This window comes from Streptomonospora alba, from assembly GCF_000826685.1.
In the GTDB taxonomy this organism is placed as follows: domain Bacteria; phylum Actinomycetota; class Actinomycetes; order Streptosporangiales; family Streptosporangiaceae; genus Streptomonospora; species Streptomonospora alba.
Genome location: NZ_JROO01000038.1, coordinates 33,224 through 58,302, shown reverse-complemented (window position 1 = coordinate 58,302; position 25,079 = coordinate 33,224). Strand labels below are relative to the sequence as shown.

Annotated in this window: 20 protein-coding genes; 9 read left to right on the top strand and 11 right to left on the bottom strand. The window is 73.1% G+C overall.

Annotated elements, in window-relative coordinates; translation table 11 throughout:
* The first annotated feature begins 416 nt into the window (after positions 1 to 416).
* Complete coding sequence (locus LP52_RS19225) at positions 417 to 1,436, top strand: coiled-coil domain-containing protein (protein ID WP_040275581.1); 1,020 nt, start codon at positions 417 to 419, stop codon at positions 1,434 to 1,436.
* Between the two features lie 171 nt (positions 1,437 to 1,607).
* On the opposite strand, the gene LP52_RS27825 is transcribed toward LP52_RS19225, so the two are convergent.
* Positions 1,608 to 1,772, bottom strand: a complete 165-nt coding sequence (locus LP52_RS27825) for a hypothetical protein (protein WP_169775389.1) — start codon at positions 1,770 to 1,772, stop codon at positions 1,608 to 1,610.
* A gap of 566 nt (positions 1,773 to 2,338) precedes the next feature.
* Here LP52_RS27825 and LP52_RS28780 point away from each other — a divergent pair.
* The 4 genes from LP52_RS28780 to LP52_RS19205 all read left to right on the top strand — a co-directional run bounded on the left by LP52_RS28780 (position 2,339) and on the right by LP52_RS19205 (position 8,393).
* Positions 2,339 to 3,484 (top strand): DUF3558 domain-containing protein, encoded by a 1,146-nt coding sequence (locus LP52_RS28780; RefSeq protein ID WP_274518826.1) that lies wholly within the window; start codon positions 2,339 to 2,341, stop codon positions 3,482 to 3,484.
* 733 nt (positions 3,485 to 4,217) lie between these two features.
* Positions 4,218 to 5,726: a polysaccharide deacetylase family protein gene (locus LP52_RS19215; RefSeq protein ID WP_052810040.1), complete on the top strand. Its 1,509-nt coding sequence runs from the start codon at positions 4,218 to 4,220 to the stop codon at positions 5,724 to 5,726.
* A gap of 306 nt (positions 5,727 to 6,032) precedes the next feature.
* A complete protein-coding gene (locus LP52_RS19210) occupies positions 6,033 to 6,644 on the top strand; it encodes a DUF6461 domain-containing protein (protein WP_040275580.1) in 612 nt (203 codons plus the stop codon).
* A 237-nt stretch (positions 6,645 to 6,881) separates the two neighbouring features.
* Positions 6,882 to 8,393: a polysaccharide deacetylase family protein gene (locus LP52_RS19205; protein WP_052810039.1), complete on the top strand. Its 1,512-nt coding sequence runs from the start codon at positions 6,882 to 6,884 to the stop codon at positions 8,391 to 8,393.
* 40 nt (positions 8,394 to 8,433) lie between these two features.
* On the opposite strand, the gene LP52_RS19200 is transcribed toward LP52_RS19205, so the two are convergent.
* The 5 genes from LP52_RS19200 to LP52_RS19185 all read right to left on the bottom strand — a co-directional run bounded on the left by LP52_RS19200 (position 8,434) and on the right by LP52_RS19185 (position 14,031).
* Positions 8,434 to 9,561 (bottom strand): quinone-dependent dihydroorotate dehydrogenase, encoded by a 1,128-nt coding sequence (locus tag LP52_RS19200; RefSeq protein ID WP_040275578.1) that lies wholly within the window; start codon positions 9,559 to 9,561, stop codon positions 8,434 to 8,436.
* 71 nt (positions 9,562 to 9,632) lie between these two features.
* Positions 9,633 to 10,556 (bottom strand): PAC2 family protein, encoded by a 924-nt coding sequence (locus tag LP52_RS19195; protein WP_040275576.1) that lies wholly within the window; start codon positions 10,554 to 10,556, stop codon positions 9,633 to 9,635.
* Positions 10,557 to 10,786: 230 nt separating this feature from the next.
* Positions 10,787 to 12,571, bottom strand: a complete 1,785-nt coding sequence (locus LP52_RS19190) for an ABC-ATPase domain-containing protein (RefSeq protein WP_040275574.1) — start codon at positions 12,569 to 12,571, stop codon at positions 10,787 to 10,789.
* Between the two features lie 488 nt (positions 12,572 to 13,059).
* Positions 13,060 to 13,233: a hypothetical protein gene (locus LP52_RS27440; protein ID WP_157036402.1), complete on the bottom strand. Its 174-nt coding sequence runs from the start codon at positions 13,231 to 13,233 to the stop codon at positions 13,060 to 13,062.
* Between the two features lie 354 nt (positions 13,234 to 13,587).
* Entirely contained in the window at positions 13,588 to 14,031 is a 444-nt protein-coding gene (locus LP52_RS19185; protein ID WP_040275573.1) for an Lrp/AsnC family transcriptional regulator, read from the bottom strand.
* A gap of 134 nt (positions 14,032 to 14,165) precedes the next feature.
* Here LP52_RS19185 and LP52_RS19180 point away from each other — a divergent pair, with 134 nt between their 5' ends.
* From LP52_RS19180 to LP52_RS19170, 3 genes are read left to right on the top strand one after another with little or no spacing between them, the layout of a single operon-like run.
* A complete protein-coding gene (locus LP52_RS19180; protein WP_040275572.1) occupies positions 14,166 to 15,302 on the top strand; it encodes a thiamine pyrophosphate-dependent enzyme in 1,137 nt (378 codons plus the stop codon).
* Positions 15,302 to 16,345 carry an alpha-ketoacid dehydrogenase subunit beta gene (locus tag LP52_RS19175; protein WP_040275568.1) on the top strand — a complete coding sequence of 348 codons (1,044 nt, stop codon included), beginning with the start codon at positions 15,302 to 15,304 and terminating at the stop codon, positions 16,343 to 16,345. The genes LP52_RS19180 and LP52_RS19175 overlap by 1 nt, the downstream gene beginning before the upstream one ends.
* Positions 16,342 to 17,799, top strand: coding sequence for a dihydrolipoamide acetyltransferase family protein (locus tag LP52_RS19170; protein ID WP_084723341.1), 1,458 nt, complete (start codon positions 16,342 to 16,344; stop codon positions 17,797 to 17,799). The genes LP52_RS19175 and LP52_RS19170 overlap by 4 nt, the downstream gene beginning before the upstream one ends.
* A gap of 99 nt (positions 17,800 to 17,898) precedes the next feature.
* Here the strand turns inward: LP52_RS19170 and LP52_RS27955 are convergent, their stop codons facing one another.
* The 3 genes from LP52_RS27955 to LP52_RS19155 all read right to left on the bottom strand — a co-directional run bounded on the left by LP52_RS27955 (position 17,899) and on the right by LP52_RS19155 (position 21,721).
* Entirely contained in the window at positions 17,899 to 18,873 is a 975-nt protein-coding gene (locus LP52_RS27955; protein WP_193790013.1) for a hypothetical protein, read from the bottom strand.
* A 518-nt stretch (positions 18,874 to 19,391) separates the two neighbouring features.
* Complete coding sequence (kynU, locus tag LP52_RS19160; RefSeq protein WP_040275565.1) at positions 19,392 to 20,627, bottom strand: kynureninase; 1,236 nt, start codon at positions 20,625 to 20,627, stop codon at positions 19,392 to 19,394.
* Between the two features lie 206 nt (positions 20,628 to 20,833).
* The gene (locus LP52_RS19155; protein ID WP_084723340.1) at positions 20,834 to 21,721 is read right to left on the bottom strand and encodes a tryptophan 2,3-dioxygenase; all 888 of its coding nucleotides are present in this window, start codon (positions 21,719 to 21,721) and stop codon (positions 20,834 to 20,836) included.
* A gap of 262 nt (positions 21,722 to 21,983) precedes the next feature.
* On the opposite strand from LP52_RS19155, the gene LP52_RS19150 reads away from it, so the two are divergent.
* A complete protein-coding gene (locus LP52_RS19150) occupies positions 21,984 to 22,430 on the top strand; it encodes an Lrp/AsnC family transcriptional regulator (RefSeq protein ID WP_040275685.1) in 447 nt (148 codons plus the stop codon).
* A gap of 153 nt (positions 22,431 to 22,583) precedes the next feature.
* Here LP52_RS19150 and LP52_RS19145 read toward each other — a convergent pair whose 3' ends face one another.
* Both LP52_RS19145 and LP52_RS19140 read right to left on the bottom strand, forming a co-directional pair.
* Entirely contained in the window at positions 22,584 to 24,194 is a 1,611-nt protein-coding gene (locus LP52_RS19145) for a fluoroquinolone export ABC transporter permease subunit (RefSeq protein WP_052810038.1), read from the bottom strand.
* A complete protein-coding gene (locus LP52_RS19140) occupies positions 24,191 to 25,063 on the bottom strand; it encodes an ABC transporter ATP-binding protein (protein WP_040275563.1) in 873 nt (290 codons plus the stop codon). Before LP52_RS19140 ends, LP52_RS19145 begins: the two co-directional genes overlap by 4 nt.
* Positions 25,064 to 25,079 lie beyond the last annotated feature (16 nt).

Genomic DNA, 25,079 nt, shown 5'->3' with positions numbered 1-25,079 from the left:
GACGCAACCCAACCGTTACCGGAGCGGCATCTCAGGGGCCTTCCGCCGCCTCTGGGGTCCCCCCGGAAACAGCCCGTACATCCCCCGGAACGGACGTATCCAGGGCGTTTCGCGCGGGCGGGGCGCCGCGCCGCGTCGGGCCCGGCGTCGGCGATCCGCGTGCAGGCCGCCCGCGCGGGCGCGCCGTCCGCGATCATCCGGCGCGGGCTTCCTAGAATCGATGCGCGGTCCAAAAGCGGGCCATCGATTGGCAAACTGGGATGGTTACCCTAGCCTGCGACAAGCTAAACACCTGCTTGTCCGCGGACGCTCGGCGTCCCTCGCCCCTCCGCGCGGAGTCGCCGAGCAATGCCACGCATCCGACCGAGAGCGCACGCCGACCCGGGCGGTAACGCGCCAGCCGAGGAGCGACTCACGTGGAGTCCGAACGACCCGACCGCGCGAACGACTTCGCCGACTTCTGGGCGCCCGATCCCCCGTGCCCTCGCGACCTCGACGACGAACCCGGCCCGCGCCGCCGCCTGCGAGCGGCCGCGGCCCTGACCGCGGCGGCCTTGGCCGCCTGCACGCTGAGCGGCCTGCCGTCCGGCGCCGCGCCGCTGCCGGCCGATCCCAGCCTGTCCGAGCTGCGCGACCGCGCCGACAGTCTGAGCGACGAATACCGCGGCGAGCTCAACGACATGAACGCGGTGATGGAGGAGGCCGAAACCGCCGAGGAGCGCGCGGACAGCACCCGCGAGGAGGTCGACGAAGCCCAGAAGCAGGTGCGCCAGCTCGCGGTGGCCAGCTATACGGGCGGAGGGATCGACCCCGCCCTGGCGATGTTCGTCGAAGACGATCCCCAGGCCATCGTCGACCAGGCCCAGCTGGTGGGACACCTGTCTGCCACCAACCAGGACAAGGTGGACCAGCTGGAGCAGGCCATCGAGCGCGACGAGAAGGCGCAGGAGAACGCCCAGGAGAAGCTGGACAAGGTGGAGAAGGACCTCCAGCAGCTGGAGGACCGCCGCGCCGACGTCCAGGAGATGATCGCCGACTACCCCGTGCAGGAGATGCAGGGGACCTACAACATCACGCCCCGCACCGAGCAGATGCGCGAGCTGATCATCGAGAAGTTCGGCGAGAGCCCGAGCACCGGCGGTGTCGGCTGCTACCGGCCCGACGGCGGCTGGGTCGTGGGCGAGCACCCTAAGGGCCGCGCCTGCGACTTCATGGTCGACGCCAACGGTCAGATGCCTTCACAGGAGGCGAACCAACGCGGTCAGCGGATCGCCGACTGGGCGCAGAAGAACGCCGAGCGCCTGGGGATCATGTACATCATCTACCGCCAGGAGATCTGGGACATCCGCCGGGGCGACGAGGGCTGGCGCCCCATGGAAGACCGCGGCAGCATCACCGAGAACCACTACGACCACGTGCACATCTCGATGTTCTAGGACCGGCCGCGCTCGACGCCGCCGCGGGGATACCGTCTTCCCGCGAGGGATGCACCGCCGCTCGCCGCCGCCCCCACCGCTGCGCCGGCGTGCCGATCCTGCTTTACGCGCATCGGCCGCGAACGGGACTGCGGCCCGCGCCGTCCCGTACCGCCGCGCCGGGTCCGGACCTCAGCCGCCGGTGACGAGGGGGCCGTAGAGAACGGACAGGCAACCGCCGAGCAGCACCAGTACCGAGACGATCGCCAGGACGAACACGGTCCAGGCGAGCGGTCCGTGTGCGCGGCGACGCCGCCCTGAGGGCGGGAGGGAGCCGGCCGGGTCCGACGAGGGCATAGTGCGCCTTCCCGTCCCGGCACCCGCCAGGGCCCGGGACCGTCCGATACCGCAGGGACGAAGCGCTTTCCACGGTAGTGCGGCGGCGGTGCACCCACTCCTACCGCTGTTGCGATCGGGCAACGATCGCCGCCGCGCACGCCGGGACACCGGGGCCGGATCGGCCCCGGACCTCCGGCGCGGCGACCGCGGCGGAGCGCCGGATCTCAGCGGAGTGCCAGGACACGGAAAAGTACGGTCCCGGCACGAAACGGTGACGATCTCCCAGCGGAGCTCTCACCCCTGCCCCGGGCGTGTGCACACTCGGAGGCTAGGATGCGAAACCCCGGCCCCTGGTCCGCGAACCGCTACCCACGGGCACGGTCGGCCGTACTGCGGTCGGGGCCGCGGACGACCCGTGCCATCGGCGCGGTCATCACCGGCCCCCGGAACCGACTCCGGGAGCACGCGCGTCCCCCGACGGCCCGCCCACAGGCGACCGCGGGCGGCCGCACGACGGTGGAACCAGGAGCGCGCCGACGCGCGTCTCAGGCAGCGTTTCGAACTCAGCCGGCGCGAGGGGAGTCATGAGCGAAAACGGGCCCTACACACAGCCTCCGCAGTTCCCGGAGGGCGAGGGCGGATCAGGTGGGCAGCAGCCGCCCTACGGCGGCGGCTACGGACAGCCCGGACCCGACCAGGGGGCGCCCCCTCCCGGCCAGCCCTACGGGAGCGGCCCCTACCAGCCTCCGCAGCAGCCCTACCCCCAGCAGCCGCAGGGCGGGCCCTACGGCGACCCCTACAACGACCCTTCGGGCGGTCAGCCCGGCTACGGTCCCGCCGGCGGTTACGGGCCCCAGCAGCCTCCTCCGCAGTTCCAGCAGCCGGCCGACCAGCAGATGTTCGCCGGCGGCCAGCCGCCCTACGGCCCCGGCGGTCCGGGCGGCCCGGGCGGCCCGGGCGGCCCGATGGGTCCGGGGGGCGGCTACCCGCCGCCCAAGAAGAGCAATGCCGGCCTGTTCGTCGTCATCGGCGGCGGCGCGGTCATCCTGCTCCTGGTGATCGCCGTGTTCGTCGTCCTGCTGCGCAACCCCGGCGAAGAGGCTCCCGAGGCCGGCGGCGGCCCCACCCCCGAGGCCCAGCCCAGCCAGACGCCGCAGCAGGAGCCCAGCGAGGAACCGGGCGGGGAGGAGCAGCAGCAAGGCGGCGGCCCGCCCTACGCCCTGCCCGAGGAGCCGTGCTCGGCGATCTCCCAGGACGTGCTCTCCGAGCACGGCATCCAGGACGGCAGCAAGAACCTCACCGACTCCTCCTCCAACTGCAGCTGGTACATCGAGGGCGAAGGCGAGACCTACGGCAGCCTCTCGCTCGGCTACGAGACCCCCTACGGGGGGTCGGACTCGGTCGAGGGGGCCAAGGAGGACTTCCAGTCCAACGTGGACTACGCCACCGACGAGGACAACAGCTACAACGAGGTCGAGGTCCACAACCAGGAGGACCTCGACCTGGGCGACGAGGCGGTGCTGGTGTTCTCCACCGAGGTGGTGCTGAACACCCAGGATTCGGTGGCGACACTGCTGATCCGCAAGGACAACATGAACGTGGAGCTGCGCTACTCCCTCTCCCCCGGCCTGTCCGCCGACGAGGACACCCCGGCACCGCTGGAGTTCTCCGACGTCGAGGGCATGATGCAGGACCTCGGTGAGGAGTCCCTGACCCCGCTCGGAGGCTGACTCCGGTCGATTCAGGCAGTCACGAGGGGTGCGGCCAGCGGGCCGCACCCCTTTTTTCGACGCCCGCCGCCCTCCGATGCCCACCGCCCTGCCGGGTTCCTCCGCCGGCGACCGCCCGCCGACCGCACCCTCGGAGACGCTCCGCGGCCCTTTCTCCACAGCTGTGATGGCGGCAGGAAAGGGGCCCTATACTGCGGCTTTGCCGTGTTCGGAATGACGCGGACCGTCGCGGTGCCCGGTATGTCATCGTCTGCGATGTTTTCGTTTGCGGGTGTCGCCGCAGCGCATCGCGCCATTCCGAATGGGCCCCGCAGGGCGACACGCACGGAGGATCGTGCGGGCGCCCGCGGGGAGTGCCATCATTGGTGCGGCTGTCGTGATCGCCCGGCGCCTCCCGCCGCGCGGAGTCCCCGGGTGCCCGCAGCAGCCGGACGAGGCGTCGCCGTTCCCCCGCGTGTTCTGCCCCGCCCTGCGGACCCCTCGGCGAATCTTGTGCTGCTGTTGACCACATCATGACGCCCCATGTCGCCTGAGCTGGTCTTGCGCGAATTACCCTCGACCGATGGACCGTGTCCGAATCGATATGCCATTCGCGGAAACCGAGAGGATTCCCAGAGCGACACATTCATCGGGACCCGATTCCAGACTCGTGAAGGACGCTCACCAGTTGAAGCACCAGCCCGTTGGCCAGAACCCGCCACCCTGCTCGCGAGCCAACACGAAACGCGATCGGATGAATGCGCTGAGTGCGTCCGCGATCGCACTGGCGCTCCTGGCGCTCGTCGGCTGCTCGGGCGACGAGGCCGAGCCGACCTCGTCGGGTGCCTCGGCCTCGGCCGAGGCCACACCTGCGAAGGGCGCCGAGGACGAGCTGACCGTCGTCGACACGGCCCACATCCCCGGGCTGCGGGAGCAGACCACCACAGACAGCGCCGAGGGCGGTGTGGACATCGAGCTGTCGTATCCGCGCATCCCGCACGCCGAGCCGTTCGCCGACCGGATCGCCGAACTCGCCGAGCAGGACGGGCGGGACTTCGCGGGGGCGGTGCCGAAGGCCGAGTCCTACTCCGTCGACTGGCAGGTCAGTGCGGCGGGCGGGAACGTCCTCGCGGTGCGCCTCATCCAGCACGAGAAGAGCGGCGACGGCGAGCGCACCGGCTACTCGACCTACTGGTACAACACCGAGTCCGGGCGCACGGCCTACTCCACCGAGCTGCTCGACGGCCAGGGACGACTGGAGAAGCTGGACACCCTGGTCAAGAAACGGCTCAAGGACCGCGACGGCGTCGACACAGCGAGCCTGTACCCCATCGCCGAGCTCTACGACTCCGTCGGGTTCAACCCCGACGGCGACCTGGTGGTGGAGTTCGACGAGGGAGAGATCGCGCCGGCGAAGCGGGGCCGCGTCCACGCCGTCGTGCCCGAGAAGCAGGCCCGTCCGCTGCTGTCCTCTTTCGGCAAGCGCGCGAAGAAGGCGGCCGTGGTGGTCACGCCCGGTTTCGAGATCACCAAGGCCGCGAGTGCGCCCAAGGACAGCGAGGCCGAAGGCAATGTGCCGGGAATGCTCTCCACCGCTCCCGACGACGTCGACTGCCAGGACGCCGACTCCAAGTGCATCGCGCTGACCTTCGACGACGGCCCGGCCGGGCGGACCCCGGAGGTTCTCGACGCGCTGGCCGAGCACCACGCCCGGGCGACGTTCTTCGTCACCGGAGTGCCGGTGCGCGAGCACCCCGAGACCGTGCGCCGCGCGTACGCCGAGGGGCACGAGCTGGCCAACCACACGGTCCACCACCCGGACCTGACTTCGCTGGGACCGGACGACGTCACCGACGAACTGACGACGGTCAACACGCTGGTGCGGCGCGAAACCGGCTACAGCATGGACCTCATGCGCCCGCCTTACGGCGCCACCGACGAAGGCGTCGCCGACGTCACCGAGGAGCTGGACCAGGCCCAGATCCTGTGGAGCATCGACACCAACGACTGGCGCGACCACGACGCGGGGCTCGTCAGCAAGCGCGCCGTCAAGAGCGCAAAGCCCGGATCGATCGTGCTGATGCACGACATCCACGACACGACCGTCGACGCCGTGCCCCGGATTCTGGAGCGGCTCGACGAGAAGGGTTACACGATGGTCACGGTGTCGCAACTGCTCGGCGAGACCAAACCGGGCAAGGAGTACATCGACGGCCACCCCTCGGAGTCCGATCCGTCGCCCACGGCGAGCCCGTCGGGGTGACGCACCGCCGGGGCCTGGGCGTTCTCGGCCCGAGGGCGATGGCTGCCGACGCAGCGGATGAGACCGGGTGCGGGGTGTCCCCAGTGCGGGGCACCCCGCACTCGCGCGTAGGGTGGTGCGCCGTGGCACAGGGAGACCCCGCCGGATATCCGATTACCCGCTCCGGGGCCGCCGAACCGCCCTCGACGCGTCCGGAACCGGCCCGCTCGACACGGCGGGCTCAGGGAACGTGAATACCAAGGGCGGTCGTTCCCGACGACGTGAGCAGCCACCACAGCGTGCCCCGTGGGCGTGAAGGGAAATCCGATGGCCGTTGCGTTGGCCCGCGACTACACCTGGTTGCGGGAAACCCAGCCGGACCTCGCCGAAGCTTTCTGTCTCTCCTACGTCCGAGGACTCAGCAAGACCGCCGCACTGGGCCGTCTCGGTGTGGCCGAGCGCGATCTGCGCTGCCTGCCCATCGCCGAGGCCGTCGAGGCCGCACTCTGCTGCTCGGACGACCGCCCCCCGATGACCGTCCACGCGCTGGCGATAGGCGGCTGGACGGTGATCATCGAGCCGACCGGATGCCGCGCGACCCGGCCGGAGTGCTACCGGGCGCTCTCGGCCGAGACCGAACTGGTGTCGGTGCGCGTGCTGATGGACCACCGCTATGAGTTCCGGTGGGTGATCGACGGCGTCCTGCAGACCTACTTCGACGCCCGCACCCCGCAGGCGCGCCGCGGCACCCGCCCCGAGTCGCTGGAGGCGCACATGAGCGCCGTAGGACTGGGCGGCACCACCGCCGAGTCCGACCCCGGTGCGGCGGTCCTGGCTCTGGCCGACCGGGTGACCGGCGTGCGCATCCGCTCCTCCCACCTGGCCGGCCCGCTGCTGGGCGCCGAACTGGACGCGGTGCCGCCTCTGGCACCGCGCTGACCGCCGGCTCCTGACGCTCCACGACGCGGGGAGCAGGCCGGCGGACGTACGAAGCGGTGTCCCGTTGCCCCGGCGCGAGCCGCTGACCTGATGTGGACACATGCCGCGTCCCGGTTCTGCCGGGCGAGCCGGTGTCCTACGTTTCTTGCGTAGACGTCGGCGCGGCCCGGGACCGGCGGGAGCCGCCCACCGGTCCGGCCGCGGCGCTCCCGGCCACGTGGAAGGAACTTCCGGCGCATGTCCCCATCCTCTGCCGGTGGCCTCGCGAGCCCGCTCCGCGCGCGTCGGCGCATCCTCGGGTGCGGCCGTCTGGCGGCCTGCGCCGCTGCGCTGGCCGCGGCGACCGGCTGCAACGCGCTCGCCCTGCCCGCTCCCCCGCCCACCGCGTTCACGTCCTTCTCCGCCGAGAACGTGCCGGGCCTGACCGAGCGGCCCGCCGGCGGCGGCCACGGCGGGGACGGCTTCACCGTGCAGGGATCGATTCCGGAGATTCCCAACGCCGAACCGCTGACCGAGCGCCTCACCGAGATCGTGGACCGCGAGGCGGCCGACTTCCGCGACGCCTTCGAGGAGGCCGAGCGCCTGGAGGTCGATTGGGAGCTGACCGCCGCGGGCGAGGGGGCGGTCGGCGTGCGCACGATCCGCACCGAGGTCGACCACCGCGGCAGCCACGACGCCTACTCCAGCTACTACTACGACGTCGGTACCGGCCGCACCGCCTACGCCACCGAACTGCTGGCCGGCGACGCCGAGCTGCGCGAGCTGAACGGCCTCGTCGCCGCGGAGCTGGCGGGAACCCCGGCCGACCCCGGCCTGCTGCACCCCGGTTTCCGGCTCTACGACTCCATCGGGTTCAACGCCGACGGAGACCTCGTGGTCGAGTTCGACGCGGGGGACGTGGCGCCGATCGAGGAGGGCCGCGTCGCCGCCGCGGTCGCGGCCGAGGACGCGCGGCCGCTGCTCTCCGGGTTGGGCGAGCGCGTGCTTGCCGCCTCGGACGCGGACCCGCACGCGTTCTCCGTGGACTCCCCGCCCGAGGAGACCCCGCCCCCAGACGCCGAGGTCCCGGGATCGGCTCCGGGCGGCGAGGACCACGCATGCGGCACCGAGACCACCTGCGTCGCGCTGACCTTCGACGACGGTCCCAGCGAGAACACCGGCGAGGTGCTGGATCTGCTGGCGCAGCACGACGCCGAGGCCACGTTCTTCCTGTCGGGCCACGCGATCCGCGAGCGGCCTGCGATGGTCGGGCGGGTGTGGGCCGCAGGCCACGCCGTCGGCGGCCACGGCGAGTCGCACGAACCCTTCCCCGACCTCTCCCGCGGGGAGCTGGAGTCCGAGCTGGACGCCGTGGACGCGCTGATCCGCCGCCGGACCGGAGAACAGGTGGGCATTCTGCGTCCGCCGTTCGGCGAGACCGACGAGACCGTCTCCGACGTCGCGGCCGAGCACGGCCAGGCGCAGATCGTCTGGGACACCGACTCCAAGGACTGGACCGGTATCAGCAGCGAGGAGATCGCCGCCAACGTCGCCTCGTTCACGCCGCCCGGCGGGCTGGTGCTGATGCACGACACCGAGCGCACCACCGCCGAGGCGCTGCCGGAGATCCTCGACCACTACGAGTCGCAGGGCTGGACCCTGGTGACGGTGCCCGACCTGCTCGGCGACGCCGAACCGGGCGGGGTGTACTACAGCAGCGACCCGGTGGCCAACGAGGAGTGCATCCGCCTCGACGGCTGCCCGACGTGAGGCCGCGCGGCGGCGCGTCGCCTGCGCGCGGCGCGGGGGCTCAGCCTTCCGTCGCCGTGCCTGCGGCCACGTCGGCGCCCACCGCCTGGGCGATCGAGCTGTAGCCGGCCGAGCGCACCAGCCTGGCCAGGCCCCGGTGCATCCTGCGCGGCCACAGCGGCCCTCCGTAGACCAGACCGGTGTAGCCCTGGACGAGGGTGGCACCGGCGCGGATGCGCTCCCAGGCGTCCTGTGGCGTGGACACGCCCCCGACGGCGACGAGCAGCAGCCTGTCGCCGGCGCGCGCCCGCAGGCGGCGCAGCACCTCCAGGGAGCGCCGCCGCAGCGGGGCGCCGGAGAGGCCGCCGGCTCCGGCAGCGGCGACCTCCTCCGTCGGGCTGTGCAGACCTTCGCGCGCGACGGTGGTGTTCGTGGCGATCACGCCGTCGAGCTCCAGCTCGACGGCGAGATCGGCGACGGCGTCGACGTCGGCGTCGACGAGGTCGGGAGCGATCTTGACCAGCAGCGGCAGGGCGCTGCGCCCGTCGGCGTCGAGGGCGGCGCGCACCTCGCGCAGCAGCGGCCGGAGCCGCTCCACGGACTGCAGATCGCGCAGGCCGGGGGTGTTGGGCGAGCTGACGTTGACCACGAGGTAGTCGGCGAGGGGAGCCAGCCGCCGGGCGCTTTGCACGTAGTCGGCGACCGCCTCGGCCTCGGGGACGGTCTTGGTCTTGCCGATGTTGACGCCGACCACCGGGCGGTCCCCGCCGCGCCGGGAACGCAAGGCGCGCAGGTGGTCCGCGGCCACGACCGAGCCGTGGTTGTTGAACCCCATGCGGTTGACGATCGCGCAGTCGGCGGTGAGCCGGAACAGCCGCGGCCGGGGGTTGCCCGGCTGCGGGTGGGCGGTGACCGTGCCGACCTCGACGTGGCCGAAGCCCAGAGCGGTCAGTCCGGTGACTCCCTCGGCGTTCTTGTCGAATCCGGCCGCCATCCCCAGCGGGCCGGGCAGGTCGCGGCCCAGTGCCCGCACGGCGAGTTCGGGCTCGCGGGGGGCCAGCGCCGCACGAAGGGCTTCGGCGGCGCCGGGCACCGCGGCGAGCCCGCGCAGCGCGGCGAAGCTCAGCCGGTGGATGGACTCGGCGTCGGTGCGCCGCAGCACTGCGGAGAAGAGGAACTGGTACAGCACTGGCTTTCCGGATTCGTTCGGCGGTGGCGCGCCCGGCGCGGGGCCGGGCGCCGTTCTACGGGCGGTGCCGCTCAGCCGTCGCCGCGCTCGCGGTCGGCGAGGAAGCGCTCCAGCTCGGCGCCGAGCTCCTCGGCCGTGGGCAGTTCGGAGCCGTCCTCGCCGAACATCGGGACGCCCGCCTCGCCGGCGTTCTCGCGCGCCGCCATGAACTCGTCGTACTGCTGCTCCAGGTTGGAGACGACGCGCTGCACCTCCTCGGAGGCCTCGACCTGCTGCTCGATCTCCTCGTCGGTCTGGCGCGCGGTCTCCTCCAACTCGGTGCCGGGCAGTGCCAGCCCGGTGGCGCCGGAGACGAACTCCAGCGCGGCCATCGCCGCTCGGGGGTACTCCGACTGGGCCAGATAGCTGGGCACATGCACGGCGTAGCCGAGCGCGTCGTGTCCGGTCTCGCCGAGCCGGAACTCCAGCAGGGCCGCGGCGCTGGCGGGCACGTTGACGCGGCCGATCCAGGGCGTGTGCCCCGACACCAGCTCGGTACGGGTGGCGTGGGCGGTGGCCGTGGTGGGCCGGGTGTGCGGGACGGCCATCGGGATGCCCTGCACGCCCACGACGAGGGTGACCGAGAACCGCTCGACGAGGTCGCGCACAGCCGCGGCGAACGCCTCCCACTCGTGGTCGGGTTCGAGCCCGTGGAGCAGCAGGAACGCCGTGCCGTCGCTGTCGCGCATCTCATACAGCGACAGCTTGGGCGGGGTGTACTCGGTGTAGGCGTTCTCGACGAAGGTCAGCACGGGCCGGCGGGCGCGGTAGTCCAGCAGCCGGTCGACGTCGAAGGCGGCGATCTCCTCGGCGTCGAACGCGGCGAAGAGCGCGTCGGCGGCCTGGCGACCGACCGTCCCGGCGTCCACGAACCCGTCGAGGACGACCAGCATCACCGTCCCGGCGGCGTTGTCGGCGCCGGAGCGAAGCTGGTAGAGGTCAGCGTGGTCACGCACCTGGCAGGGTCTCCATTCGCACACGAAGATGGCGGGGCGGCTGCGACACGCGACGGTCGCACGCGCGGTCGGATTCACGGTCCAGAATAGTCGAGCGCGACCGGAACGCCCCCAGCGGCGGAGGCGGCCCCTCCGCGCCGGGCGGCGCCGTGCCGGTGATCGTGTGCTCGGCGCCGTTTTCGGCGCCGAGAGTGCTCACGAGTACGCGGCCGCCGGGACCGGGCGCCGGATCACTCCGCCTCACCCGTCCGGGTCAAGCCCTGCACCCGCAGGCTGCGCAGGCGGTTGAGCGCCGCGGCGATCTCGTAGCGCCGCGGCAGCACGTAGTCGCCCGCGTAGCCGCGGCCGAGCGCCGTCACGCCGTCCTCGCCCAGCCGCTCCTCCAGCGCGTCCAGGGCCTCGGCGAGTGTGCGCCGGCTGAGCAGGCCGTCCTCGGCGAGTCGGCGCATGGCCAGGCCTACGCCGATGATCTGGCCGGGGTCGACCAGCTGCGTCAGGCTGCGCACGTCGATGTCGTTCTCGCCGAAGGTGAGCACGTCCATGTCGCGGCGCTTGAGCCGGGACTTGCCGCGCGCGGTGGCGTCGACCGAGCGGGCGTCGATCACGCGATCGGCGGGTGCGGTGAACTCGGCGTCGGTGCGCTCGGAGGCCAGTTCGCGGGCCCGGTCGGTGACGTCGTACGGGCGGTAGCCGTCGAGCATGATGACCTGGTCGGCGACGTCGAAGTAGTCGCCGCTTCCGCCCATCACCAGCACCGTGGAAATCCCGTGGTCGCGCCGCAGCGGGCGGACCAGGTCGACGAACGGCGTCAGCGGCTCGCGGTCGCCGTGCACCAGCCGCTGCATCCGGGCGTCGCGGATCATCAGGTTGGTGGCGGTGGTGTCCTCGTCGATGAGCAGGGTATGCGAGCCCGCCTCCAGCGCCTCGGCGATGTTGGCCGCCTGGGAGGTGGAGCCCGAGGCGTTCTCCGTGGAGAAGTCGGCCGTTTCGGCGCCGGTGGGCAGGTTGCGCACGAACGCGCTGATGTCGGTGCGCGCGACCTGGCGGCCCTCCTCCGCGCGGATCTTGACGGCGTCGGGACGGGAGACCACCAGCTCGCGGCCGTCGCCGGGCACGTGGTCGTAGACGCCGCGCTCCAGAGCGTGCAGCAGTGTGGACTTGCCGTGGAAGCCGCCGCCGACGATGAGGGTGATGCCCTCGGCGATGCCCAGCCCGGTGACCGTGCCGGCGTGGGGCAGGTCGACGCTGACGCGCAGGCTCTCCGGGGACCGGAAGGGCACGGCGCTGCCCTGCATGGGCAGGTCGCTGACGCCGCTGCGGCGCGGCAGCACCGCGCCGTCGGCGACGAAGGCCACCAGTTCCATGCCCTCCAGCTGGTCGCGCAGCGCGCAGGTGTCCTCGACGGTGTCGGCGAAGGCGGTTGCCTCGGCGGCGTCGAGCTCGGGCCAGCGAAGCGCGTCGACCATGGCGGGCAGCCGCTCGCACAGTTCGCTCTCGGCGGTGCGGCCGTCGATGCGGCGGCCGTGGCCGGGCATCTCGATGCCCAGTCTCAGGTGCACCTCGCCGTCGCGGATCTGGCAGGCGGCGCGGTCCAGCACCTCTTGGCCGCCGGCGTCGATGCGCAGCCGGGCGCCCTTGAGCTCGCGGTAGGCCCGGCGCACCAGGTAGTCGGCCGTCGCCCGGCGCCGTACCGGCGCGTGCCAGGCGTCGTCGGGCAGTTCGACGACGTCGGCGGGGATGCGCACGGCGACGCGGGACGGCGGGGCGAAGGGGTCGGACTGCACCCGCTCGACGGTCAGCGTGAAGTCGGGGAAGGTCCAGTCGCCGGTGAGAGACTTGTAGCGGCCGTAGGAGGAGCCGTCCATCCGGCGCAGCTCCTCGGCCAGGCGGGCGTCGTCGCGCCGACCGCTGATCTCGGGCTGCTCGCGGCGGCCGCCCCCGCCTCCGGGACCGCCGCCCCGCTCCGGGCGTCCCCCGCCTTGGCGGCGCTGCTGGCCCCCGTACCGTCCAGGCATCGGTCGCATCCCTCCTGCGTGATCGATCTCGTCCTACTCCGGCGCACCGCTCCCCCGGCGCGGGCCGCAGCCGCGGCCGCCGCAGGTGCCGGCGTGCCCGTTCAGGAGCCCGCTACCCGCCGATCGGTGTGGTGTGCACACCACCGTGTGCCGTCTGCGGCGGCAGGCGGAGCCGCGACGCCGTTCCGCTGCCCGGTTCCCGCACGATCGCCTCGGGGCCCGCCGCGGCCGACGGTCCGGACCCGCCCGGCGCGGCGGCCTCCGGCCGCCCGTCAACCCTAACGTCCAGGTGGCCGGATGCGGCCCTACCGCCGTCCTCAGGGCGGGTGGCGCGGCCAACGGGGATCGGCGGCCGGGGCGGGGCACTGTGCGCAGCGCCGACCGCCACGCTGCCCGGCGCGAGCCGCGGGAGGCGAGGCTGCCTGCGGTCCGCCGTCTCGGACGCACGGGAAGCGCCGCCTTCGCGCGGGGACCTGCCGGGCGGGCGTCTACGGCGGGTGGCACAGCGGTGTTTGTAAGGGGGACGGAGCCGGCAGCCCGGCCGTTGCGGCCAGGAGATCGCCCAGCGCCGACCCCTCGCCGAGCCGGGGCGCGGCCGCCTCGGCCGCCGACGGAATCGAGAACGGCCCGATGCCCTCGGTGTCGCCCTCGCCCGAGTCCACGGAGCCGGCGGGGGGCGATGAAGAGGAGGGCGGGCAGGAGGACGAGATCGTCTTCTCCCCGGAGTTCGCCCGCCGCCGGGTGGGCCGGGGCGCGTTCCCCGGCGGCACGAGCGCGGCTACGACCCGGTCGTCGAGGAAGGCAGTGCGACCGCCTGCCTCACCACCGGCGCCGGCTTCGGCCCGCACAAGGGCGGCGGCTACCGGATCGACGGCGGGCGGCTGGTGGTCGTGCTCTGGGGCGAGGAGGGCGCGACTTCGCGTGGCACGTCTTCCGGCCGGCCCGCCTCTGAGCCGACCGCCCCGCTCAGGTCCCGACCGGCTGCGGCCACCGGTGCCGGACCCGCGGGGCGGACCTCAGGCGGGTCCGCCCAGGGCGGGTTCGTCGAGGATGAACATGGTCTGGGTGCTGCGCACCTCGGGGATCCGCTGCAGGCGCTCCAGGACGAAGGTGCGCAGCGCCGCGGCGTCGGCGACGCGCACCAGCAGCAGGAGATCGACGTCGCCGGAGACCAGCGCGGCGTGGTCGACCTCGGGGATGTCCTTCAAGTAGTCGCGGAACCTCTCCCAGGAATGCTGCTCGATGCGCACCGAGACGTAGGCGGCCAGCCCTTTGCCGTACTTCTCGTAGTCGATGACCGCGGTGAATCCGCGGATGACGCCGTTGGTGCGCAGCCTGTCGAGCCGGGCGTAGGCGTTCGCCCGCGAGATGTGTGCGTGCTCGGCCACCGCGCGGATGGACATGCGGCCGTCGGCGCGCAGCAAGTCGATGATCCGCTGATCGACGTCGTCCACAGCCATGTGTCTCACCTCACACCGGTTCGGTAGCCGCACGCTGAGACGGATCCGTTCGCGCATCCGGCCCCTGCGGCCATCCGTCTACATTACGCGCCGGAATATGGACATTGTGCGGAACCGAACCGCATATTCAGACCATGACGACCAGCGATGCGCCACCTGTTGCGGCTCCCCCACTGCCCTCATTGGAGCCCCTCCGGCTGATCGACGACGAGGGCCGCCGCGCCGCGGATTCGGCGCGGGCAGGCTTCGAACTGCCCGATACCGACACGCTGCGCGCGCTGCTGGGCGCCATGGTCGTCGGCCGCCGGTTCGACGCCCAGGCCGGGGCACTGGCCAAGCAGGGGCGGCTGGCCGTCTACCCCTCCAGCCGCGGCCAGGAGGCCTGCCAGGTCGGCGGGGCGCTCGCGCTCGCCGGGCAGGACTGGCTGTTTCCCACCTACCGCGACTCCGTCGCCCTGATCAGCCGGGGTGTGGACCCGGTCGAGGTACTGACCCTGCTGCGCGGCGACTGGCACTGCGGCTACGACCCCAAGGCCTACCGCTGCGCCCCGCAGTGCACGCCCCTGGCCACCAACGCCTCACACGCGGTCGGGCTGACCTACGCCGCCCGCCGCAAAGGCTCCGACACCGCGGCGCTCGTCCTCATGGGCGACGGCGCGACCAGCGAGGGCGACGCGCACGAGGCCTACAACTTCGCGGCGGTGTGGAACGCGCCGGTCGTCTTCCTGATCCAGAACAACGAATGGGCGATCAGCGTGCCGCTCCACAAGCAGTCCGCGGCCCCGACGCTCGCGCACAAGGCCATCGGCTACGGCATGCGCGGCTACCACGTCGACGGCAACGACGCCGCCGCTGTACACGCGGTGGTCTCGCGCGCACTGGCCGAGGCCCGCTCCGGGGGCGGTCCGGCGCTGATCGAAGCGCGCACGTACAGGGTCGAGCCCCATACCAACTCCGACGACCCCACTCGCTACCGCGACGACGCCGAGGTCGAGCGCTGGCGCCGCCGCGACCCGCTGGCCCGTCTGGAGGCGCTGCTGCGCAGCGAGGGCGATCTCGACGACGCGCGATCGGCGGAGTTCGCGTCCCGGGCGGAGAGCCTGGCCGAGTCGGTGCGCACCCGCCTCGCCCACGAGCCGCACCGATCGACCGACGAACTGTTCGCCCACGTCTACGCCGAACCCACGCCGGCGCTGCGCCGCCAGCGCGCCGGGGTGCGCGAGGCCGCTGCGCGGGCCGAGCGAGGCAGCGAGCCGAACGGAGGCCGGTGATGGCGCACCACACCCTGGGGCGGGCGCTCAACCGGGCGCTGCGCGACGCCATGTCCGCCGACCCCGACGTCGTCGTCTACGGCGAGGACGTCGGACCGCTGGGCGGGGTCTTCCGCGTGACCGACGGCCTGGGCGCCGAGTTCGGCGAGGACCGGTGCTTCGACTCCCCGCTGGCCGAGTCGGGGATCGTGGGTACCGCGGTGGGCATGGCGATGTACGGGCGCCGGCCGGTGGTGGAGATGCAGTTCGACGCCTTCGCCTACCCGGCGTTCCAGCAGGTCGTCTCGCACGTGGCCAAGATGCGCAACCGCACACGCGGACGCGTGGAACTGCCGCTGGTCATCCGCATCCCCTACGGCGGCGGCATCGGCGCCGTCGAGCACCACGGCGACTCCTCTGAGGCCTACTACGCCCACACACCGGGCCTGCGCGTGGTCACGCCGGCCACGGTCGCCGACGGCTACTCCATGCTGCGCGAGGCCGTGGAATCGCCCGACCCGGTGGTCTTCCTCGAACCCAAGCGGCGCTACTGGGCGAGCGAGGACCTCGACCTGCCGGTGCGCACGGCGCCGATGGACCGCGCGGTGGTGCGGCGCCCGGGAGCCGACCTGACCGTCATCGCCTACGGCCCCACCGTCGACACAGCGCTGCTGGCCGCCGAGTCCCTGGCGGAGGAGGGCAGGGAGGCCGAGGTGGTCGACCTGCGCAGCCTCTCCCCGTTCGACGACGAGACCGTCGCCGCGTCGGTGCGCCGGACCGGGCGCGCGCTCGTCGTCCACGAGGCGCACGGGTTCGGCGGATTCGGCGGCGAGGTCGCCGCGCGCGTGAGCGAGCAGTGCTTCCACTACCTGGAGGCGCCGGTGCTGCGGGTATGCGGGCTGGACATCCCCTACCCGCCGCCGCACCTGGAGGAGTTCCATCTGCCGACCGTGGACCGCATCCTGGACGCGGTCGACCGGCTGCAGTGGGAGTCGTCGTGGGTTCCCGGCGCAGACGCGGGGGCCGGGCGGCCGCAGGCGCCCCGCACGGAGGTGAGCGCATGAGCGGCGCGGGCGAGGGCGCCGTGCGCAGTTTCCTGCTGCCCGACCTGGGCGAGGGGCTGACGGACGCCGAGATCGTGCAATGGCTGGTGGCCGTGGGCGACACGGTGGCCGTGGACCAGCCGGTGGCCGAGGTCGAGACCGCCAAGGCCGCGGTGCAGGTGCCCTGTCCCTTCGGCGGGACCGTCACCGAACTGCACGGCGGGCCCGGCGACACCGTGGCGGTGGGGACCCCGCTGGTCAGCGTGCGCACGGCCGAGGAGCCCGGCGACACGACCGGCGAGGGCGGCGGCCGGAGCGCCGCCGGCGGAGAAGGCGTCGGCGGTTCGTCCGCCGCGCCCGCCACCCGTGCCGCGCCGGAGGCGAACGGCTCCGCCACCGGTTCCGGCGCCGTACTGGTGGGGTTCGGCACCCGCCCGGAAGGCCCGTCCCGCCGCCTCCTCCCCTGGCGGGACGCAGAAGAGGAGGTGCCGCGGACAACGGCGTCCGCGGCACCTCCTCCGCCACGGCCCGCACCCGGCGAGCGGGCGCCGGTGATCTCGCCGCTGGTGCGCCGCATCGCGCGCGAGCACGGAATCGACGCCGCCGCGCTCGCCGGCAGCGGCGAAGGCGGCGTGGTGCTGCGGCGCGACGTCGAGGCGGCCGTCGCCGCTGCGGCCCCGGCCGCCCCGCCGCGCGCAGGCGCCGACGCTTCCGGAGCGGCTTGCGAGACCTCTCCCGCAGGTGCGCGGACGCCGGCGGGCGGACCGGACGGGTCGACCGCCGCGGCCGAGCGCGTCGCCCTTTCGGCTCCGCACCGGGAGATGGCCCGCCGGATGACCAGGTCGCGGCGCGAGATCCCCGAGGCCACCGTGTGGGTCGACGCCGACGCCACAGGACTGCTGGAGCTGCGGACGGCGATCAACGAGGCCGACCCCGAGCGGCCGGTGGGCCTGCTGGCGCTCCTGGCCCGCTTCTGCGTCCTCGGGCTGACGCGGTTTCCCGCGCTGAACTCCCGGTTCGATCCCGAGCGCGAGGAGCTGCTCCGTCCGCAGGGCGTCCACCTGGGCTTCGCCGCGCAGACGCCGCGCGGGCTGGTGGTCCCCGTGGTGCACGACGCCCACACGCTGACCGCCCGCGAGCTGGCGGCCGAGGTCTCGGCGCTCACCGAAGGTGCCCGCGCGGGCACCCTGCCCCCCGAGCGGCTCCGGGGCGGGACGTTCACGGTCAACAACTACGGCGTGTTCGGCGTGGACGGGGCGGCGGCGGTGATCAACCACCCCGAGTCGGCGATCGCGGGCGTGGGCCGCATCGCCGAACGCCCCTGGGCACACGACGGGGAACTCGCACTGCGCCCGGTCACCGAACTGACGCTCGCCTTCGATCACCGAGTGTGCGACGGAGCCGAGGCCGGCGCGTTCCTGCGCTTCCTCGCCGACTGCGTAGAACGTCCGGCCGTGCTGCTCGGCGACGTGTAAGCGCCCGCAGACGACACGGCGGCCGCGCCGACGCCCCGGAGAGGCGCAAGCGCGGCCGCTGTCGTGCCGTCGCCGGATCGGCCGGATCGGCCGGGGCGGTTACTCCCGGCCGGTGCCGCCGGAGTCGCGGCGCACGGACCGGCTTGCACGCTCCCAGTAGGAAACGGCGGTCGCACGCACGCTCTGCGCGGTCTCGCGCAGCCCTTCGGCCGACAGCGGGGAGGAGCTGCGGTGGCGGCCCGAGCCGGCGTAGTCGGCAGCGGGCTTGCGCCGGGCGAAGAGGAGGGCGACCAGCAGCGCGGGCACGATGGCCAGGGTGAGCACCCCGGCGGCCAGCGGCAGATCGTTGCCGGCCAGGGAGATGCCGGAGATGTCGTTGGAGGCGGACTCGGCCGTCAGCCCCTTGCCGGAGCCGTCGTCGCCGCCGTCGCCGGAGGCGGCGCCGCTCTGCTGCTGCTCCGTGGAGTCCTCGCCCCCGGAGTCCTGCGCGTCGTTGGCGGTCTTCTCGCCGGAGCCGCCGTCGTCGCCGCTCTCCTCGGAGGAGCCCTCGTCGGAGGAGCCCTCGTCGGAGGAGCCCTCGTCGGAGTCGGACTCCTGCTTCTTCTTCTCGTCTCCGTCGTCCTTGGCGGAGGCGGGGACGGGCTGGACGGCCTTGCCGTCGCACACCTCGGAGCCGCTCATCGGCTGGGGCGCGCCGGCCGTTCCCGCGCCGTCGCCCCACTCGGTGATGTAGTACTCGACGTCGATGTGGCCCTGGCCGCCGCTGACGGTGTAGCTGGAGTCGTTCCAGCTCCCGCCGGTCAGCTCGGCGAAGGTCTTGCCGTCGAGGTCGAGGAGGACGTCGCAGTTCTCCGCGGGGTGTCCGGGGCCGCGGTCACCGATGAAGAACTCGGCCTTCTTGCCGTTGTACTCGACGTAGCCCTCGGTGCCGAGCGGCCAGCTGGGGCTGGCCGCCATGCCCTTCTGCATCGGCTCTCCGGAGGCGGGAGCACCCGTGTCGCCGTTGATGCCGGAACCGTCGTCCCAGAAGTAGGAGGACTTTACCTCGCCGTACTGCACAGGATCAGAACTCATGAAAACGCAACCCATTTCGACAGAGCGGGGCCGAGCGAGGCCGCACAGACGCACGACATTTCCGACTTTTCGGTCACACTGAAACAGGGGTGCCCGAGGAGCGGTGTGTCTGCTGGGGACTCCCGACCGGACGGCCAGGAGCGGCGGGATCGCCGGCCGCCGTCGAAGGACGGCGAACCGGGGCAGGCGCTGGATGCGCGGCCCAGCCCGCAAGAGGTCGGGGGCCTCTTGGCCCGGGGTCATGTCCCGGGGCTCGGCATCGGAGGATGCAGACCTGGATCCTGAAAAGGTAATGACCAGGTCACGAACCGATCACGAGGGACTGTAGTCCACGAAAAAGTCAAATGCCACAAGGGGGAACGCAAAACCCCTGATCACGACCTGCGTCGGGGGTGGTTCACAGGGACGGAACCCCTGAACAGAGCGGGGTTTCAGGACTTTAAACCGAAAAAAATATGGCACCCGTCACAGTTTGCGGGTGCCGGGAGCGCTCGGGGGTGGCAGCGGCGGACGGTGCTTCAGGTCACGGCCTTGGCGGCGGCAAAGCGCGGGTCACGCCACTGCCCGCTGCGCACCACCTCGACCAGCGCCGAGGCCGCGTCGAAGACGTCGGCATAACGCAGGTAAAGCGGCGCGAACCCGAAGCGCAGCACGTCGGGAGCACGGAAGTCGCCCACCACACCGCGTGCGATCAGAGCCTGCACGATCGGGTACCCCTCGGGGTGGCGCAGCGCGACCTGGCTGCCGCGGCGATCGGGCTCGGGGGGCGTCACGAGATCGAGTCCGGCGGAGCGCGTCTGCTCGATGAACAGCTCCGTCAGCGCCACGCTCTTCTCTCGCAGCAGCCGCAGGTCCACGCGCTGCCACAGGTCGAGCGAGGCCTCCAGCGCGGCGGCGGCCACCACCGGCTGCGATCCGCTGAGGAAGCTGCTCGCCCCCTCGGCGGGTGCGTACTCGCCGGAGAAGTCGAAGGGCCGGGCGTGGCCGTGCCATCCGGTCAGCGGCTGGCGGGCGGCGGAGTGGTGGCGCTGGGCGGCGAAGACGAACGCGGGAGCGCCCGGCCCGGCGTTGAGGTACTTGTAGGTGCAGCCCACCGCGAAGTCGACGCCGCAGCCCGCCAGCTCGATCGGCAGCGCGCCGACACTGTGGCACAGGTCCCACACCACCAGCGTCCCGTTGGCGTGGGCCAACCGGGTGATCTCGGCCATGTCGCGCAGGGCGCCCGTGCGGTAGTCCACATGGCTCAGCAGCAGGACCGCCACATCGCCCGCCGCCAGCGCACCGGCCAGGGCCGCGCGGTTGTCGGCGTCGACCCGGCGCTCGACGGCACCCATGATCTCGGCCACGCCCTCGGTGATGTAGAGGTCGGTGGGGAAGTTGCCCTTCTCCCCCAGCACGACGTGCCGCTCGGGGTTCAGCCGCAGCGCCGCCACCAGCGCCTTGAACAGGTTGGCGGAGGTCCCGTCGCCGACGACCACCTCGTGCGGTGCAGCACCCACCAGCGGCGCGAGTTTGGCGCCCAGGGCGCGCGGCTTGTCCCACCACCCGGCGTCGTTCCAGCTGGCGATCAGCCGCTCGCCCCACTCGTGCTCGACCGTGCGCGCGATGCGCCCCGGAGCGGCCGCCGGCAGCGCGCCCAGCGAGTTGCCGTCGAGGTAGATCACGCCCTCGGGCAGCAGGAACTCCCGGCGGAACCCGGCGAGCGGGTCCTCGTCGTCACGCCGGACGCAGTCGGGGCGGGTGATGGGTGTCATGCGGGTGCGGCCTTCCTGAGCTGGACGGGCGGACGGGCTGGCCGATGCGCGGGGTGGGGCGGAGGCGGCAGCCGGTCCGGCGGGGAACCTGCGCGCAGCGCCCCGGTCGGGGCGGTGGCCGACGACGCGAACACGGACACGCGGTGTCGCCGATCGGGGCGGTGGCGGGTGGCACAAGGCATGCATGCCCGCGGCGGGCCGGGGCCTCACACTCCGGTTCGCAGCGACCACAGTTCGGGGAAGACGTCCTGGGCGGCGTTGCGGGCGAGCCAGTCGAGCCCGCTGGATCCGCCGGTGCCGGGTTTGGCGCCCATGGAGCGCTTGACCGCCATCAGGTGCCGGTGCCGCCACCGGGTCACGCGCTCGGCGGTGTCCATGAGGGCCTCGGCAAGCTGCAGCAGGTCGTTGCCGGGGCGCTCGTCGGCGTAGACCTCGGCCCAGGCTCCCTCCACCCGGGGATCGGGCTTGTAGGGGCGGCTCCAGTCGCGCTCGGCGACCTCGTCGGGCACGGCCGTCCCGCGCCGGCGCAGCAGCCGCAGCGCGGCGTCGTAGAGGCCGGGCTCGGCGAGGGTCCGCTCCAACTCGGCGCTTGCCACGGGCAGTCCGCTCTGTGCTCGCGCCATCCCCGCCGACTTGTTGCCCAGCAGGAACTCCAGCTGCCGGTACCCGGCCGACTGCACGCCCGAGGCCACGCCCAGCGAGTCGCGGAACCTGTCGAACTCCGCGGGGGTCAGCGTGGCCAGCATGGCCCAGGACTCCACGAGCACGTCCTGGGGGCCGGTGGCGCGGCGCAGCGCCGCCAGGGCCGATGCGGTGTCGTCGGCCTCCAGCGCGTCCCGGGCCTCTTCCCAGTGGTGGCGGATCAGCCGGAACAGTAGCTCCATCACCTGGGTCGTGATGATGAAGGACAACTCGGCCGACTCGCCGGTACGCGGACGCTGCAGGCTCAGCAGCGTCTCGGTGTGCACGTAGTCGGTATAGGCGGCGGCCTCGTCGGTGCCGAGCACCGGGCAGGTCTGCGGTGCGCCGGCGCTCTCCGCGGCCGCGTCGCCGGGCGCCGAGCGCCCGTGGTCGTAGGACGCGGTCATGGCCATCGTTGCTCACCTCTCTGCTCGCGCGGTGCGCGTCGGTCTACCCCAGCATGAGCCAAGCGGGACCGCGGATTGAATGGCCGGCACTTGCGGATCGGAGGTCCGTGCTTAACGTCCGCAATCGGTGTCGGCTGTAGTGTTTACGAGCGCAAAGGGACTGTTCCAGGCCCGGACTAGGCGGCCGGAAGGGCCGGGGCGCGGCGTGGCGACGAGGCGCTGAGCCACCTGGCATGCCGGGCACGCGGCGCATACGGGAGGGGACGTGTTGGACACCGTCGACCGGCGGATCCTCGAAGAGCTGCAGGAGGACGCCCGGCTGTCCTACAACGAACTGTCGCGGCGGGTGAACCTGTCGGCGCCCGCTGTGGCCGATCGGGTGCGGCGGCTGCAGGACTCCGGCGTGATCACGGGTTACCACGCGCACGTCGATCCCGCCGCCGCCGGGCTGCCGGTGACCGCGCTGGTGCGCATGGAGTGTTTCGGCCCCCGGTGCCTGCTGCGCGACGCGCCGGCCCTGGAGATGACCGAGATCCTGCAGCTCCACCGGGTCACCGGCGACGCCTGCTGCGTGCTGCTGGTGGCGGTGGCCTCGATGGCGCACTTCGAGGAGGTCATCGACCGGCTGGCCGAGCACGGCCGCCCGTCCAGCACCATGGTGCTCTCCAGCACCTACGCCTGGCGGCCTGTGCGGCCGCCGTCGGCTCAGTGGTGACCCGCACCGACGCCGCGGAAGACCGCGGCCCCTCCTGCCCCGGCGGCTCCGGGCCCCGAGGCGGCGATGGGCGGCTCGCCCGCGCGGCCCGGCGCACGCGGGGCCGCGTGCGCCACTGCCTCGGCGACCTGCACGCGGGATAGCGGCGTGCGCTCACCCGCCCTCCAGGCGCCGCACGGTGCGCCGGACCAGCCACGCGCCGCTGAGCGCCGCGACGACCGTTCCCGCGGCCAGACCCGCGGGCCAGGGGACCGTGCCGAATCCGGGAAGCACCGCGGTCGGCCAGAACAGCGGCAGGGGCGCGAGCGCCCACGCGGCCCGGCCGGGCAGCCACCACACCGCGACCGGGGTCAGGGTGAAGACCGCACCGGCGACCTTGACCAGCACCAGAGTCTCGATCTTGGAGGGCGCGAACGCGGTGGCGGCGAGCACGAACAGCGGCGCCTGGAGCGCTGCCAGCGCGACCGCCGCGACCAGCGCGGGAGCCCGCTCGGCGGGAACGCCGGCCGCCAGGCCCGACAGCGGGACGGCCGCCGCCAGCCCGCCCGCCGCCGCGATCGAGGCCACCGCCAGCCTGTAGGCGAGGTAGCGCGGCAGGCCCAGCGGCGAGACCCGGTACAGCAGTTGCGTGCCGTCGTCGGCGTCCTCGACCGTCCGCAGGGCCGCGATCGCGCCGATCATCATCGGCACGTGCAGCACCACCAGCGCCGCCAGCAGCACAGGAGCAAGGGGTGCGGTGTCGAGCCCGTAGCGGTCCGACAGGAAACCGCTCACCGGCGGATACCCCCACCGCAGCGCCAGCGCGAGCAGGACCGGCCCCAGCAGCAGCGCGACGAGCATCGGATCGCGCAGCAGCCCGCGCAGATCGACACGCGCCAGCCCGCCCACGGCTCCGCCGCGCCGCGGCACGGCCGATGCGCCTGTGCCGCCGGGCACCCGACCCGCGGCAGGGGCGTCGGCACGCGCGCGGGCGGTGCCGGTGGTTCGCCCCTCGCCGAGTTCGGGGCGCAGGCTCGACCGGTCGCCCGGCGGCGGGACCGCGGCCGCCGTCTCCGGTCCCGCCGCCCTGCCGGCGAGGACCGCGGCACCCGCGATCCACACGAGCAGGTACAGCACGGCCACGGCCAGCGGCCCGGCCCCGGGTGCCGCCTCGGGCAGCAGCCCGGCGCGGATCAGGTCGGCGCCGCCGGTGGTGGGCACCAGGTACAGCAGCGGATGGTCGAGGGCACCTGATACGTGCACGAGCGGTGCCGCCACCAGCGGGGCGACCAGCGGAAGCCGGGTGAACAGCACTCCCGGCCCGGCCGAACGGCCGCAGGCCGCCAGCACGCCCCCGACAAGCAGCAGCGACAGCAGCACCACACCCAGCAGCACCGGCGGCAGCGCCGACCCTGCGCCCGGGCGCCCGCGCGCGGCCGCGAGGGTCATCGGGACCGCGATCGCCGCCGCGAGGCAGGTGAGCACCCCGAGTTTCGCCCCGACGTACTCGGCAGACCGCAGCGGAGCCGCCGCCAGGATCGCCCGGCCGCCCTCGGCCCGCTCGAAGAGCACCAGCACGACGGCGAAGAGCACGCCGAAGCCGGCGGTGTCGACGATCAGCAGGTGGGCGGCGACCGTGGGTGCCGACGCGGCCGGAACGGCGAGCAGGACCGCGGTCCACAGCACCGCGAGTACCGCCGCGGCGGCGGGCACCCCGTGGCGCAGTTCCACCCGCCACTCCAAGGCCGCACCGGCCGCCGCACGCGCCGCCCACCCGCCGGTCACAGTCGCGCCTCGGTGACGGTGGCGAACACGTCGTCCAGCGACGCCTCACGCGTGTGGACCGTCTCGACCGCGCCCCGGGCGAGCAGCTCGGCCAGTTCGCTGTCGGCTGTCAGCGTGTCCAGCGGTACCTGCCGGACGTCCAGGCGGCCGTCGACGCGGTACTCCACCTGCACTCCCGGGCGCCCGTAGCGCAGTTTGAAGGCGCGCGGGGAGTCCACGGCAGCGATGGATCCGCCCACCACGAAAGCGACGCGGTCGCACAACCGGTCGGCGGTGGTCATGTCGTGGGTGGTCAGGAACACTGTCGTGCCCCGCCGTGCCTGGTCGCGGATCAGCTCGCGCAGCGCGGCGGCGTGCACGGGGTCCTGGCCGGTGGTGGGTTCGTCCAGGAACAGCAGATCGGGACGGTTGACCAGAGCACGGGCCAGGTTGAGCCGCATGCGCATGCCCTTGGAGAACCCCTCGACGCGCCGATCGGCGACCCCGCCCAGGTCGACCGCCTCCAGCAGATCGCGCACGGGCGGCGCCGGGCGGCGGTACAGGCGCGCCACGGCGGCGAGGTTCTCCGCGGCGGTGAGCTTGCCGAAGGCCACGGGCAGCTCGAAGCCGACCCCGATGCGTTCGTAGTAGTCGCCGCCCCAATCCTCCAGCGGCCGCCCGAACGCGGCGGCTCGACCGCTGTAACCGCGCAGCAGGCGGGTGAGGATCCGCTGCACCGTCGACTTGCCCGCGCCGCTGGGCCCCAGGAATCCGAACACCTCGCCGGGGGCGACCGTGAAGGCCATCCCCGCCACGGCGTCGGTCCCGGCCCCGCGGTAGCGCACGCGCAGGTCCTCGACCTCGATCACGGGCGTGCCCGCGTTCTCCATGTCCCTCCGCCTCTCC